The sequence below is a fragment of the Pseudomonas sp. Ors-4-3C genome (assembly GCF_055755035.1).
On record NZ_CM146900.1, the window covers coordinates 830,382 to 843,911 of the forward strand.

Sequence of the window (13,530 nt, forward strand, 5' to 3'; positions counted from 1 at the left end):
ATGTCGCCCTCCTAGTTTTTCGCGGTGAAGTAAGTGTGAGTCCAGTTGCCGCCGCCGTTGTACGAACCGGGGAACGCGTTCAGCGCGCGAGTCGAGTAACCATAGATCGAGTCGGCGACCAGCACGTAGTTGCCGTTGGTGCCGTAGATCGCCAGAAAGTGCGCGCCTCCACCGTACCAGGCGCAACGCAGGCCGACCGGGCGACCCATGTTGATCTGGTTCTGAATGGCCGACATCTGCAGCGAACCCTGATTCATCCCGTTGTAGCTGCGGGTGGTTTGCAGGGCCGAATCCAGATAGCCGTAGACGTTGCACGGACCTGGCTGGTTGCAGCAGTTGCGATCCAGTTGGGTGCTCGCGACCCCGCACTGTGTCCAGTTCCCGGTGCCGTAGTAGTTGCCGACCGAGGCGGAAACGGCGGCCCAGCACCAGTTGGTCTGCGTCTGTTTCTGCATGGTGAAGTTGAGGTTGGCGGCGGCCAGTGCCGCGCTTCGCGCAGTGGCTTCAACCTCGACCAGTTGCGGGTCGAGCAGGTGGCCGACGAGGCACCTTGGCAGGCTCTCGCCGGTGAACGATGTTGCTTGAGTGGTTAACATTTTTTCAGTCCTCCATGAATGAAAACAAGCGTCCAGCTTGTGATTGTGTTGCGGTATTGCCGAGCGATCGGTGGTTAACGGTTTTCATCTGCGATGAACGGTGCCGATCTCCTTGCTCGATGTAACCTTAGTCTGGATATGCGTTTATGCAAGAAAATAAATGCACAAATGCATTTTTAAGGGCAAAAGATCGCAGCCTGCGGCAGCTCCTACAGGGTTCGGTGTAGGAGCTGCCGAAGGCTGCGATCTTTTGCTCTTGCTTTAGCTCTCGGTTTTTTTCTCAGCCGAATCCAGCTCTTTCAAGCGCTGATCAATCAACTGGCATTTGTCCGGTAAATCCGCACTGGCCGTGCCCAAGTCCATTTTCTGCAACTCGGCATTGATCTCCTTGGCCTTGGTGGGGTTCTGCTCGGTGAGCTTGGCGACTTCCTTGGCCAGCTGTTCGCGCTTGGCGGTGGCTTCTTCCGGCGTGCAGGCCCAGGCGGGCAGGGCGCAGGCGAGTGTGGCGGCGAGGGTTAACTTGAGAAGGGTTTTCATGAGGGTGGGCCTCCGTTCCGGGTAAGGCGGGTTAATCGGTGGAGGGGGTTGGGCGGTGAAAAGTTCAGTGACAGTGTTTTTGCCAGCCCATTTGAAGTGACCGAACGGTCGCGATCCCCCCTGAAAAGTAGACTTCTTGAGGAAAAGCCGCTCGCCTGTCGCAACGAGAGCTCAAACATGGACGTTCGCCAATACGCCTTCCTCGCTCGTCAGCCTTCTGCTGCCGTGAAAACCCGTGAGCATTTCTGGGGCATGCCCAAGCGCGGTCTGGCGTTTCTATTGGCGAACGTCATGTTCTGGCAACCGATGTGGGCGCAGGCCGACGGCATTGTCGTGGCCAACCCGAGCACCTCGCTGGATCGTGCCGGTATGTTAGAAGAGCCGACGTTCACCCCGACCAAGGAGAAAGTGCATCGGGATTCCAGGCAGGCGGAGGCTGGTAAAGAATAGAGTGAAGGAAGCGCTCGACGATCCATCAAAAACAGTGGGTGTAGCTACCGTCAGGTTCGTGCGTGAAGACCCAGGCTCAGTCCGTCCTGACGCGATGAGAGTTACTTACATAGTTGATGGGAAGGCTAAAACCGTAGTCTTTAAATACGAGCCCCATCAAATTCCGGAGATTATTTAGTGGTTACTGAAGATATAAAAATCGTCCAGGAAATTTTCCAGGAAGTCGAAGCCGGTATTGTTCACGGCTACGATGCATTCAGCTACGGTGTGGAGTTGGGGGAGGGATACATTGAGACGGAACTGGGCGTTGAGAAAGACGGAGTGGAGGACTGGAACGTCGAGACCGACATAAATGACGCGAAAATTCTGCGTCTGGTAGGCGAGTTACAGGCTAACGCAGACAAGCGCGGTGAACCATGGAAGTCATTTGTCCTGTCTTATCGCGAAGGCGAACAGGTCAAAACAAAATTCAACTATTAGACGGTGATGCGTATTCCAGGCATCCAGGATGCAGCGGGCGGTATTGCCGGCCGCTGCCTTTCCTTTGATTTGCTGATTATCTCTGGTGGCAGCAACTCGAGGCTTTTTCATTTTCATACCGATCATGATGCCGCACCCACTCCATGATCTCGTCCTCATTCCTGCCCTTGGGTGTGAGGTCGAGGTAGTTGTAGGCACCGACCAGCATGTCCAGCCCACGGGCATAGGTTGAGTAGGTGTGGAAAATGTCGCCCTTTGCATCACGATAAAACACGCTCAGGCCGGGCATTTCTTCCTCGGCACTGTCAGTCTTTTCGTAGTTGTACGTAGCCTTTCCTGCAGCGACATCTTCAGCGCGGGCGCACACGCCAAAGTCGTAGTTGAAATCGGAACCGTCTGACGAGACCCAGTCGAATTTCCAGCCCATGCGCCGCTTGAAGGCTTGGAACTGTTCAAACGGGGCGTGGGAGACCGCGACCACGGCGATGTCGTGGTGGGCCAGGTGTAGATTGGCGCCGTCGATGTGGTCGGACAGGAACGAGCAACCCTGGCAGCCTTCCTCCCAATCCTTGGCAAACATGAAGTGGTAAACGATCAGTTGACTGTGTTTGCCGAACAGGTCGGCCAGTTTCAGCTCGCCGTGTGAGCCGTGAAATCGGTAGTCCTTGTCGACTTTGACCCAGGGCAACGCGCGGCGCTTGGCGCTGAGGCGGTCGCGTTCCTTGGTGAAGGCCTTTTCTTCGGCCAGATGTTGTTTGCGTGCAGCGAGCCATTCTTCTCTCGATACGACCGGATGATTCTCGACGTTCATGATGATTTCTCCTGCGGGGGTTGAAACCGTCTTTGTCAGACTAGTCGTTTAACCCTCGATCAATTCGACAGACCGCCGGTCGGTCGCTGCGGAAAATGCCGCTGAACGGCTGCGATGCGTCCGGGTCACAACCTATGACAGCGCCCCAAATCACGCGCACCGGAGGTTGAATCAGGATGACGACTTATAACTGGGATTTGATTGAACGCTTGCTGCATGAAGTGCAGAACAGTGCAGGCGAAAGTTTCGCGCCGCGAAAATATGCCGAGGACTATGCGGCGCAGAAAGCCAGTGCAGGCGAGCCGATCGAGAATCTGGATCACCTGAAAACGCTGGCCTGCGAATATGAAGGCTTGTTGCTCGATCGTGGATTTATCGAACCGCGTCCGGATCATATGGGCAGTACCGGCAACAATTTCATTCTGACGCCACGCGGATCAAGCCTGCTGAGCCTGATCGACAGCAGCATTCCCGGAAATGATCATCCGCGGCAGGTGCTGGACGAGCAGGAAGATGCGCTGGATGAGGCGACGTTTGATGAGGTGGCTTCAAAGGCGCAGATTGCCTGACAGGCCTTTTGTGGGAGCGGGCTTGCTCGCGAATGCGCTGTATCAGACACATAAATGGTGAATGACCCACCGCATTCGCGAGCAAGCCCGCTCCCACATTGGATTGGCATCCTATTAAGGTTTCTGTGCAGCCTTCAGGCACTTCAGGTCATTGAAGTCTTTACGCACCCCTTCGATTTTCTTGAGCAACCGCTGACGCTGCTGCGGCGTGCTCTGCGCCATCAAATCAACCGCCAGCGAGCGCGCCTGTGCTTCGGTGTTGGCGTAGGCTTTCTGGTAATCCGCTGTCCATAATCGCTCGCGATTGACCAGAAGTGTCTCGATCTGTTGTGGGAATTCCGGACTTTTACGCTGGGCAACGGCCGCGCTGAACTGCTGCTGCCAGTGCGCGCGGTTGGCGATCCATTGGGTATTCTGCTCGCCAAGCGCGGTTGACCAGGCCATCACCCGTTGTTCCTGAGTGACGCTCAACGGGCCAAGCCAATCGGTGAGGCGCTTGTCCATGCGCGCAGCGCGTTCGGCAATCTGTTGCGCCAGCGGTGGTTTGACGTATTCCTTTTCACGTTTGCGCAGGTCCTTGGCGAACGCGTCGTTCATTTCCGCGACCTGTTTATCGTCCAGCCCTTGCAGCAGTTCGATGGCTGATGGGGTGATTTGGCGTGCGGTGTCGGCGATGGCTTTTTTCGCTTCTACGGTTCGCGCTTGCAGTGCCGCGTCTGTCACCTGATTGGTTTCGACCATCGCTTGCAAGCGATCCAGCCAGTCGAGGTAGCCCGGCAATTGCGTGGTGCAGTGCCAGTTCAGGTGCTCCTTGAGGCGATCGTTGAACCAGTCTTTTTGCTCGCTGGTCATGTCCAGATAGTCGCCAAGCGTCCATGGAATGATCACGTCGAGATTGCGGTAGGCCAGACCGACGCGACTGCAGGCGCCGAGGGCGAGGGTGAAGATCAGCAGGGTGGCGAGGTGTTTGAACCAGCGAGACATGAGCGAATCCTTGCGAGAGCCTGGCGTCTGATTCTTATGTGAACGCGGGAGGCTGCCGGCAGTTCAGCCGATCAATAGAACGCGCGTTCGGCCTTGAGTGTGACCAGCCCGTCGCACTCGCTATTTTGCCCGGAATAAGCCGAGCAATCGCTGCCACTGAGGTTGGAGTTGCTGTAGATCAGGTCGAGATCGACGCCCATGAACGGCCGGGAAAATTTCACCGACCAATCGGTAAAACTGCTGACATAACCACCGTCCACCGACACGGGCGTGTTCAGTTGGTGGGTGGTGTATTTCATGCTGATCCCGATGCCGAACGGCTGATTGCCGCCGAGGTCGGCGAACAGCGTGTTGTTCTGTTTGTCCGGGTCGTTGCTCACGGCGACGCCGAAGCGGCTGCCGAGCAGGGTCAGGCCGCCGAACAGCTCCTGGCTGTCGAGGGTGTCTACTTTGGGATAACTGTAGTGGATCATCCCGACTTCATAGCCGAGGGTCTGATCGAAAGGTTGTTTGAAGCCGACGTAGGAGTCGATTTCGAGGTTCTTGCCCGGTGTGAGGCCCATGCTCGGTGCGTACTGGCCGACATACAGGCCGCTGTCGTGGCTGAGGTCGAGGCCGCCGTGGAAGGAGCCGACTGCCGCCGGCTTGACCAGGCCTTGGGCCATGCTGCGGCTGGGCGTGGTGCCGAGTTTGAGGTCGAAGTCGCCGAGCTCGCGCTGGAAAATCTGCGCGTGCGCAGTCGAGCAGACCAGCAGGCCTACCAGCAGTAAACAGGAAGTGGGTTTGAGCATGCGTCACTCCATGAACAGCGAGGGCAAGGCATTGAGCCTGCTGAAACGCTTGATCCAGACGCGTGCAAGGATACCGGCGAATGCTCGGCGATGATGGCCGTTCGTCGATTTTCAAAAGATTGGTTAAACAGAATGGAGGGTATTGCGCGGGTGCCAGTCCAGACGCTTCGAAACTCAAAGCGCCTCAGGACGGGTGTATTACCGGGTGTTACTTCTTGCCCAGGCTGATCTGCTTGGACGGACCGAACGTCTGGCCGCTGACGCCTTTGGCAATTTGCTGGATTTCGCCGCCGGACTTGAGGAACGCTGCGATTTGATCGTTGATCGATTCGCTGGTTTCAACGGCTGGAGCTGGCTTTGCTTTGCTGGTGGATGCTTTTACACGCATGGCGGCCATTAACCTGTAGAAAAGTAACTCGGCCAGGCATCGTACAGGAATAACTTGACAATTGCTTGATAAATATCCCCGGGAATAACTGAGCGCGTGGGTGGATTATTCTCGATTAATTATTCGAAATATCCACCTAAGCCACTGTTTTAAATAAGAACATTTATTTGCCATCAGTGAAAACATCCTGCGCGAAATGGCGCGGCCGGTGCTGCGCTGGTCAGACGAGTGGCAGCCCGACCGTGCGAGACCCAGGAAAATCAAGGTGTCCCGTGGATTTTCTCGAGCGGGTTGCTCAGCCAGCGAACGAAGCCGGCAAAACCGGGTAGAATGCCGCCACGCAATGAGGGTTTTGGAAAATGGCTTTAGTCGGGCGTTACAACAGTTTGCAAGTGGTTAAACACACTAACTTCGGTTTATATCTGGATGGCGGTGCCGACGGCGAAATTCTTTTGCCTAACCGTTATATCCCTAAAGATATTCCCAGCGAAGATGAAGACTGGCTCAACGTTTTTATTTATCTGGACAGCGATGACAAACTTATCGCTACCACTGAAAAACCAAAAGTTCAGGTCGGCGAATTTGCCAGTCTGAAAGTTGTTGAAATCAACAGCATCGGCGTGTTCCTCGATTGGGGTCTGCCGAAGGACCTGTTGCTGCCGTATTCCGAAGAGAAGCGGCAGATGACCGCTGGTGAATATTGCGTGGTGCACGTCTACCTCGACAAACACACTCGCCGCATCACCGCGACCGCACGTCTGGATCGCTACCTCGACAAGACCCCGGCCAACTACAGCGCCGGGCAGGAAGTTGATCTGCTGGTGGCTGAAGCCACCGACATGGGCTTCAAGGCGATCATCAACAACAAGCACTGGGGCTTGATTCACAAGAATGAAATCTTCAAGTTCATGCGGTCCGGCATGCGCGAGAAGGGTTACATCAAGGAAGTGCGCGCCGACGGCAAGATCAGCCTCAGCCTGCAACCGGTGGGCCAGGAAGCGGCCAGCAGCCTGAGTTCGAAGATCCTCGCCAAGTTGCGCGAAAGCAACGGCACGCTGGCCATCAGCGACAAGAGCGATCCGGCGCTGATCAGCAGCATGTTCGGGGTCAGCAAGGGCAACTTCAAGAAAGCCATCGGTTCGCTGTACAAGGAAGGCAAGATCGTCATTCACGCCGATCGCATTGAACTAACCTGAGCCTCGCGTAGCCCATGTTGCATGGGCTCACTTGAGGTCGGTTAAATGAAAAAAGCGTTGATTGCCTATGGCGCCACACTGGTGGCGTTTCTGTTGCTCGATGGCATCTGGCTCGGCGTATTGATGGCGCCAACCTACCGCGAGCTGCTCGGTTCTCTGATGCTCGAAAAACCGCTGCTGTTACCGGCAGCGGTTTTTTATTGCCTGTATGTTTTCGGTTGTGTGCAGTTTGTGGTGTTGCCGGCGCTGAGCTGGCAACGCGCGGCACGCATGGGCGCGTTGTTGGGACTGGTGGCGTACGGCACTTATGACTTGACCAACTGGGCGACGCTGCGCGGGTGGTCGGTACAGGTGAGTTTGATGGATTGGGCGTGGGGGGCGTTTGCGACGGCTGTGGCCTGCACGGTCGGTTTCCTGGCTGCGAAGCGATTTGTGAAGTCAATTGCGTAATCTTGGTTGTCGGACCCGACGCCTTCGCGAGCAAGCCCGCTCCCACTGGGGAATGCGTTCTACTGTGGGAGCGGGCTTGCTCGCGAATGGCGGCGCAGCCGACGGCCATTCACCGCTGACGTTACTGACGCAGACAAAGTCTTTTTCAGACGGCTTTTTCTGCCCGAGTGATTGATAATCCCCGACACAGATTTTTGACCAGCGGATGGCTGCCATGTTGTGTGTGTTCGAGGTGTTGCGGTGAGTGTCGAGCGGCGCAATGCCGACGGTTTTGCCCTGCAGGTGATGATCGGCCTGTGCCTGATCTGGGGCGTGCAGCAAGTGATGATCAAGTGGGCCGCGCCGGACATCGCGCCGGTGATGCAGGCGGCCGGGCGTTCGGGGATTTCCGCGTTGCTGGTGGGTTTGCTGCTGTGCTGGAAGGGAGGCTGGGATCAGGTCGGCAACACCTGGCGCGGCGGACTGCTGGCCGGTGCGTTGTTCGGTCTGGAGTTCTTCTTCATCGCCGAAGGCCTGCAGTTGACCACTGCCGCGCACATGTCGGTGTTCCTCTACACCGCACCGATTTTCACTGCATTGGGTGTGCATTTCCTGTTGGCCAGCGAACGCTTGCGACCGCTGCAATGGCTGGGGATTCTGCTCGCTTTCATCGGTATCGCGATTGCTTTCGCGGGTGGCGTGTCGTGGGACAACCTCGACCGGCGCATGCTGCTGGGCGATGCGTTCGGGGTCATTGCCGGTGCCTGCTGGGGCGCGACCACTGTGGTAGTGCGCGCTTCGCGGCTATCGGAAGCGCCGGTGACCTTGACCTTGTTTTATCAATTGATCGTCGGCTTCGTCGGCCTGCTGTTGATCGCGCTGTTCAGCGGCCAGATCACTCACGTCAGCCTGACCACCGTGGCGGTGGCCAGCGTGTTGTTCCAGGGTCTGGTGGTGTCGTTCCTCAGTTACCTGACCTGGTTTTGGCTGCTGCGCCGCTATCTGGCGGCCAATCTGGCGGTGTTTTCGTTCATGACACCGCTGTTCGGCGTCACCTTTGGCGTGGTGCTGCTTGGCGAAGAATTGAGCATTAACTTCGTCATCGGCGCGGTGCTGGTGTTGCTCGGCATCACCTTTGTCAGCGCTGAGCAGTGGGTGCGTCGGCGTTTGCGCAAAGCCCTCGGCCAGCACTGACCGATTGCAGCGCCAGCCCGCCGGCAATCAGCAGACCGCTGCCGGCAATGATCAGCGCCGGTTGCAGACCGCCGCTGAAATGGCTGCTCAGCGCCGCGAGCAACGGGCCGCTGAGCTGGCCGACGGCGAAGCATGCGGTCAGCAACCCGGCGTTGCGCTGGGTGGTGTGCGGCGCCAGTTCTCGCGAACGTTGCATCACCAGTTGCATGCAGGCCAGGAACGGCATGCCGCACAACATCACCCCCAGCGCCAGGCCATAACCGCTGCCCAACAGACAGGCGAAGACCCCGAGCGCCTGCAACCACAGGGTGGCGGTCAGCCAGTGCCGTGTGGTGTTCGGGTCGTGGCGACGCAGACTCACCAGCAACACGCCGATGGCGGCGCCGAGGCCGAAGCACGGCCAGAACAGATCGGCCTGCCATTGCCCATGAAATTGCGCGTTGGCCATCTGCGAGAGGAACGTCGCCGGAATGATGTAACCCACGCCGTACAGCGCATACACCGCCGCCAGTCGCGGGATGCCGCGATTCGCATGGCTGACGTTAAGGGTGGCGACCGGCGTGTGCACGCCCGGTTGTGGCAAGAACCGCACGATCCCCAACAACATTACCAGCGCCACGGCGGCATAGATCAGCCACAACGTAGCAGACGTCTGGTTCAACAGATGTGAGAACAGTGCCAGCACCCCTGTGAGAAAAATCCCCAGCCCCGGACCGGCGAACACCAGCGCACCCAGTCGTGGCCGGCCCGCCGCCGCTGCCAGTGGTTGACTCAGCGCCGTGATCATCACCAGCACCCAGGCACTCGCCACCCCGGTGCCAAAGCGCAGCAGCAAATGCGTCCAGAAGCCGTTGGCCCAGAACGACGCCAGGGTCAGCAGCACGCACAGCCACAACCCGCCATGCAACCGGCGCTGCACTTGCTGCGGACGATGGGCGAACATCGCATCCACCGCGCCCAGCAGATAGCCGAGGTAGTTGGCCGCGGCGATCAGACCAGCGGCCGTCAGGTCGACCTGGCCTTCGCTGAGCAGGTGCGGCAGTTGCGGGGTGAGGGCGAAACGCCCGATGCCCATGGCCATCATCAGGGCGACGAAACAGGCGGATAAGCGAATCAGTGGCGACATGGTCGGGATTCCTTTGGAGGAGCAATGACCGTCAGGCTAGAACCGATTGACTTTCTTTAAAATTGAATAATAGTGAGTAACTTGTTCTGTAATGGAGAATGGTTGTGGAATTCAGCCAATTGCGGATCTTTCAGGCAGTGGCCGAGGAAGGTTCGATCACCCGCGCCGCCGAGCGTCTGCACCGTGTGCCGTCCAACCTGTCGACCCGGCTCAAACAGCTGGAAGAGCAATTGGGTGTCGAACTTTTCGTCCGCGAGCGTCAGCGTTTGCAGTTATCGCCTGCGGGAAAAGTCCTGCTGGACTACACCGGCAAACTGTTCGCCCTGCGCGATCAGGCCAGTGCGGCGGTGATGGGCGGGCAACCGGCCGGGGATTTCGTCCTCGGCACACTCTACAGCACCGCAGCGATCCATTTGCCGGCGCTGTTGGCGCGCTATCACAAGCAATACCCGGCGGTGAATCTGCAAGTGCAGTCGGGGCCCAGCGGTGAGTTGCTTGAAGGCCTGGTCTCCGGGCGTCTCGATGCGGCTTTGGTGGACGGCCCGCCACAACTGGCGGGGATCGACGGCGTACCGCTGTGCGACGAGCGTCTGGTGCTGATCAGCGAAGCCGATCACCCGCCGATCCGCAGCGCCAAAGAGGTCGAGGGCAGGGCGGTGTTCACCTTCCGCCATGGCTGCGCTTACCGCGCCCGACTGGAGGCGTGGTTTGTCCACTATCAGGCGGCGATGGGCCGGGCGATGGAGATCGAGTCCTATCAGGGCATGCTTGCTTGTGTGATTGCCGGCAGCGGCGTGGCGCTGATGTCGGAGTCGATGCTGGCCAGTCTGCCCGGGCGCGAAAGTGTCGCGGTGCACCCGTTGGCCGAGCCGTTTGCCAGTGCGACAACATGGCTCATGTGGCGCAAGGGCATGGTCGGGGCCAACCTCAATGCCTGGATTGAACAGCAGCAAGCGCTCTATCCCGTGGCATCCAGTGAAACCCGGCAGACGGCGTGAACCAATCGATGGTAATTCTGTTCAATTCAGTAACAGATCATTGCGGATTTGGCCGAGCATTGCGTAGGACTTAGGACTATTATCAGTGCGAAGCGGCCTCAGAATTCCGGCCGCTCAGCACTACCCTGAAGGGGGCATGACGATGAAAGAGAAAATTCAGAACTGGCTGCACGATTTGGGTGTTGCCCTCGGCTTGATCGAACCGCCTCTGCAACCCGTTCCGATCCGTACCGATGACGAACAGCGCCGGCGTCAGCCTCGCCGACGGTAGTGCCTGATTAAAGATCAAAAGATCGCAGCCTTCGGCAGCTCCTACAGAGAAAAGTGTAGGAGCTGCCGAAGGCTGCGATCTTTTGCTTTCAATGCCTGCCAATTTCAATCAAGAACCGGCTCAAGTCCTTCGCCGTCCTGACGGTCTTGAGCATGTGATCCTCTTCGGCGGTGAACGCCGTCAGTCCGAACTCATCTTCCAGATGAAATATCAGATCCTCGATATCTGCCTTCTCCAGCCCTAATTGCACCAGGCGGGTGTCGTCGTTGAATTCGCGGGAGTCCAGCAGGCGCTTAATGTATCGGTGCACGGCAGCACGCACGGCAGTTCTTCTCATGGCAGACAGTTTCGTTGTTGTGTTGACTGATTACAGCAGGCCTCAAGCGTGTCGACGTAACCATTCGTCAATCATCGAACGCAAATGCCCCCCGGAAAAACTGCCGAAATGCCCGCCATGCACCGTGCGGATCGGCAGCGCCTGCAAGCGCCGCAGGCTGGTGGCGTAATCCTGCAGATTGGAGTGGTAGGCGTCTTCGATCAACGGCCCGTCGTAGATGATGTCGCCGCTGAATAAGGTTTCGGTGGCCGCCTCATACAGGCTGATCCCACCCGGCGAATGCCCCGGCGTGTGCAGCACTTGCAGCGTGCGGTTGCCCAGATCCAGCACGTCGCCATCCTCGACAAACCCGGTGGCTGGCGCAGCCTTGACCCGGTATTCGGCGTAGCACAGCGGACAGTCCGGATGCGCCTCGAACATGTCGTCACCGACGAAGGCCCGGCTGAGGTCATTCTCGCCGTTCGGCGCGGCAAGAATGTCGGCCTCGGCGCGATGCACCAGACGTTCGGCGAATTCGTGATGCCCGGCGATGTGGTCGAAGTGGCAGTGGCTGGCGACGGCCACCAGCGGCCGTTCGGTGAGCCACGGCAGTTGCTCGCGCAGGCTGACCAATCCCGAACCGCTATCCAGCAACAAGTCCTTGTCGCGGCCCTGAACATGCCACAGGTTGCAGCGGTAGAACGGTCGAATATACGGTTCATGAATCAGCCGGATGCCATCGCTCAAGCTCAAAACTTCAAACCACTGATCGCGCGAAACGATCTTCATAAGCCATTTTCTCCAGACGTAAAAAAACGGGTGTGGCAACCGACGCCACACCCGTCGAAGAAAGCATCAAGTCGTTACATCAGAGCTTAGATCGCACTCGCCACGGTCGCCGGGCGAGGGGAGACCAGGCTGACCACCACAAAACTCACCAGACCTACCGCAAGGCTGTAGTAGATCGGCGTGTTGGCATCCAGACCGTCCTTGAACATGAACAGCAGCGCGGTGGCGAAACCCAGGCCCATGCTGGCGATGGCGCCGGCGGTGGTCGCGCGTTTCCAGAAGATCGCACCGATCAGCGGAATCAGCATGCCGCCGACCAACAGGTTGTAAGCAAGAGTCAGGGCGCTGATCACGTCATTCACTACCAGCGCGATGCCGAGCACCACGACACCGGTGAGCAGGGTGAACAGGCGGTTGATCGCCAGGCTCGACTGTTTACCGCCACGCAGTTTCGGCAGCAGGTCTTCAGTCAGGGTGGTGGCCGCAGCCAGCAGGCCGGCACTGGCGGTAGACATCATGGCGGCCAGTGCCGCAGCGATCACCAGACCACGGATGCCGTCCGGCAGCGACAGTTTGACGATGGCGGCGAAGGCGTTGTTGACGTTGTCCAGATCCGGGATCAGTACGTGAGCGGCCATGCCGATCAGCGCGCAAGCCAAACCGTAGAGGATGCAGTAGATACCGGCGATGCTGCCGGCGTACTGGGCGACTTTGGCGGTCTTGACGGTGAACACCCGTTGCCAGATGTCCTGACCGATCAGGATGCCGAAGAAGTAGATCATGAAGTAGGTGATGATCGTGTCCCAGCCGATGGTGGTGAAGTTGAACGCCGCTGCCGGCAGCTTCAGCACCAGTTCGTCCCAGCCGCCGACGCGGTACAGGCAGATCGGCAACAGGATGAACATCAGGCCCACGGTCTTGATGATGAACTGGACGATATCGGTCAGGGTCAGCGACCACATGCCGCCGATCGCCGAGTAGATCACCACCACGCCACCGCCGAGCAGTACCGAGATCCAGAATGGCAGGCCGAACAGCACTTGCAGCACGGTGCCGATCGCCAGGATCGAGGTCACGCCGATCATCAGCGCGTAGGCCAGCATGATCACCGCGCTCGCCGAGCGGGCCATCGGGTTGTAGCGTTTTTCCAGAACCTGGGTAACGGTGTAGATCTTCAGTTTCAGCAGCGGTTTGGCGAGGAACAGGTTCAGCGCGACGATGCCGCAACCCAGCGCGGCGCATAGCCAGAAACCGGAGATGCCATGCACGTAGCCCAGACGCACGGTGCCGACAGTGGACGCACCACCGAGCACGGTCGCGGCCATGGTGCCCATGTACAGGCTTGGGCCCAGGTTACGCCCGGCGACCAGAAAATCCTCGTTGGTCTTGGCCTTGCGCATGCCGTAGTAGCCGAGCAAAAGCATGCCGGCGGCGTAGATGAGGACGACGAATAAATCCAAAGCCATGATGGCGTGTCTCCGATTGTCTTTTTTATGGTGAGGCTGAATTCGATTTGCCCTTGTGGGAGCGGGCTTGCTCGCGAATGCGATCTGTCAGTCACATCACTGTTGAATGTGCCGACGCTTTCGCGAGCAAGCCCGCTCC

17 protein-coding genes and 1 pseudogene are annotated in these 13,530 nt (G+C 58.3%); 8 read left to right on the plus strand and 10 right to left on the minus strand.

The window, feature by feature from the left end; translation table 11 throughout:
* Positions 1-11 precede the first annotated feature (11 nt).
* Both ACVHNU_RS03910 and ACVHNU_RS03915 read right to left on the minus strand, forming a co-directional pair.
* The gene (locus tag ACVHNU_RS03910; protein WP_473019047.1) at positions 12-596 is read right to left on the minus strand and encodes a C39 family peptidase; all 585 of its coding nucleotides are present in this window, start codon (positions 594-596) and stop codon (positions 12-14) included.
* A 261-nt stretch (positions 597-857) separates the two neighbouring features.
* Positions 858-1,133, minus strand: a complete 276-nt coding sequence (locus tag ACVHNU_RS03915; RefSeq protein WP_473019048.1) for a hypothetical protein — start codon at positions 1,131-1,133, stop codon at positions 858-860.
* Positions 1,134-1,310: 177 nt separating this feature from the next.
* Between ACVHNU_RS03915 and ACVHNU_RS03920 the strand changes: the two are divergent.
* Positions 1,311-1,502, plus strand: a pseudogene (locus ACVHNU_RS03920) (hypothetical protein); the annotation flags it as partial.
* Between the two features lie 258 nt (positions 1,503-1,760).
* Entirely contained in the window at positions 1,761-2,063 is a 303-nt protein-coding gene (locus ACVHNU_RS03925; RefSeq protein WP_103522422.1) for a hypothetical protein, read from the plus strand.
* A 76-nt stretch (positions 2,064-2,139) separates the two neighbouring features.
* On the opposite strand, the gene ACVHNU_RS03930 is transcribed toward ACVHNU_RS03925, so the two are convergent.
* Complete coding sequence (locus tag ACVHNU_RS03930; RefSeq protein ID WP_473019049.1) at positions 2,140-2,874, minus strand: DUF899 domain-containing protein; 735 nt, start codon at positions 2,872-2,874, stop codon at positions 2,140-2,142.
* Positions 2,875-3,050: 176 nt separating this feature from the next.
* Between ACVHNU_RS03930 and ACVHNU_RS03935 the strand changes: the two genes are divergently transcribed.
* Positions 3,051-3,443, plus strand: a complete 393-nt coding sequence (locus ACVHNU_RS03935; RefSeq protein ID WP_473019050.1) for a transcriptional regulator — start codon at positions 3,051-3,053, stop codon at positions 3,441-3,443.
* 114 nt (positions 3,444-3,557) lie between these two features.
* On the opposite strand, the gene ACVHNU_RS03940 is transcribed toward ACVHNU_RS03935, so the two are convergent.
* From ACVHNU_RS03940 to ACVHNU_RS03950, 3 genes are all read right to left on the minus strand, one after another.
* Positions 3,558-4,427 carry a DUF6279 family lipoprotein gene (locus ACVHNU_RS03940; protein WP_473019051.1) on the minus strand — a complete coding sequence of 290 codons (870 nt, stop codon included), beginning with the start codon at positions 4,425-4,427 and terminating at the stop codon, positions 3,558-3,560.
* A 71-nt stretch (positions 4,428-4,498) separates the two neighbouring features.
* Positions 4,499-5,218: a TorF family putative porin gene (locus tag ACVHNU_RS03945; RefSeq protein ID WP_003222704.1), complete on the minus strand. Its 720-nt coding sequence runs from the start codon at positions 5,216-5,218 to the stop codon at positions 4,499-4,501.
* A 208-nt stretch (positions 5,219-5,426) separates the two neighbouring features.
* Entirely contained in the window at positions 5,427-5,615 is a 189-nt protein-coding gene (locus ACVHNU_RS03950; RefSeq protein WP_016985943.1) for a hypothetical protein, read from the minus strand.
* Positions 5,616-5,965: 350 nt separating this feature from the next.
* Between ACVHNU_RS03950 and ACVHNU_RS03955 the strand changes: the two genes are divergently transcribed.
* The 3 genes from ACVHNU_RS03955 to ACVHNU_RS03965 all read left to right on the plus strand — a co-directional run bounded on the left by ACVHNU_RS03955 (position 5,966) and on the right by ACVHNU_RS03965 (position 8,425).
* On the plus strand, positions 5,966-6,802 hold the full coding sequence (locus ACVHNU_RS03955) for a CvfB family protein (protein ID WP_003222709.1): 837 nt from the start codon (positions 5,966-5,968) through the stop codon (positions 6,800-6,802).
* 45 nt (positions 6,803-6,847) lie between these two features.
* Positions 6,848-7,252, plus strand: coding sequence for a DUF2177 family protein (locus ACVHNU_RS03960; RefSeq protein ID WP_262143085.1), 405 nt, complete (start codon positions 6,848-6,850; stop codon positions 7,250-7,252).
* A 240-nt stretch (positions 7,253-7,492) separates the two neighbouring features.
* The gene (locus tag ACVHNU_RS03965) at positions 7,493-8,425 is read left to right on the plus strand and encodes a DMT family transporter (RefSeq protein WP_473019052.1); all 933 of its coding nucleotides are present in this window, start codon (positions 7,493-7,495) and stop codon (positions 8,423-8,425) included.
* Here ACVHNU_RS03965 and ACVHNU_RS03970 read toward each other — a convergent pair.
* Positions 8,370-9,551, minus strand: coding sequence for an MFS transporter (locus ACVHNU_RS03970; protein WP_473019053.1), 1,182 nt, complete (start codon positions 9,549-9,551; stop codon positions 8,370-8,372). The two genes, ACVHNU_RS03965 and ACVHNU_RS03970, sit on opposite strands and share 56 nt — an antisense overlap.
* A 104-nt stretch (positions 9,552-9,655) precedes the next feature.
* On the opposite strand from ACVHNU_RS03970, the gene ptrR reads away from it, so the two are divergent.
* Complete coding sequence (ptrR, locus tag ACVHNU_RS03975) at positions 9,656-10,549, plus strand: putrescine utilization regulator PtrR (protein ID WP_027614570.1); 894 nt, start codon at positions 9,656-9,658, stop codon at positions 10,547-10,549.
* A gap of 142 nt (positions 10,550-10,691) precedes the next feature.
* Entirely contained in the window at positions 10,692-10,820 is a 129-nt protein-coding gene (locus ACVHNU_RS03980) for a PA1414 family protein (RefSeq protein WP_003184145.1), read from the plus strand.
* 88 nt (positions 10,821-10,908) lie between these two features.
* Here the strand turns inward: ACVHNU_RS03980 and ACVHNU_RS03985 are convergent, their stop codons facing one another.
* From ACVHNU_RS03985 to ACVHNU_RS03995, 3 genes are all read right to left on the minus strand, one after another.
* Positions 10,909-11,157, minus strand: coding sequence for an acyl carrier protein (locus ACVHNU_RS03985; RefSeq protein ID WP_473019054.1), 249 nt, complete (start codon positions 11,155-11,157; stop codon positions 10,909-10,911).
* 42 nt (positions 11,158-11,199) lie between these two features.
* Entirely contained in the window at positions 11,200-11,925 is a 726-nt protein-coding gene (locus ACVHNU_RS03990; protein WP_262143089.1) for an MBL fold metallo-hydrolase, read from the minus strand.
* Between the two features lie 86 nt (positions 11,926-12,011).
* Positions 12,012-13,391 carry a sodium:solute symporter family protein gene (locus tag ACVHNU_RS03995; protein WP_003222714.1) on the minus strand — a complete coding sequence of 460 codons (1,380 nt, stop codon included), beginning with the start codon at positions 13,389-13,391 and terminating at the stop codon, positions 12,012-12,014.
* Positions 13,392-13,530: the final 139 nt, after the last annotated feature.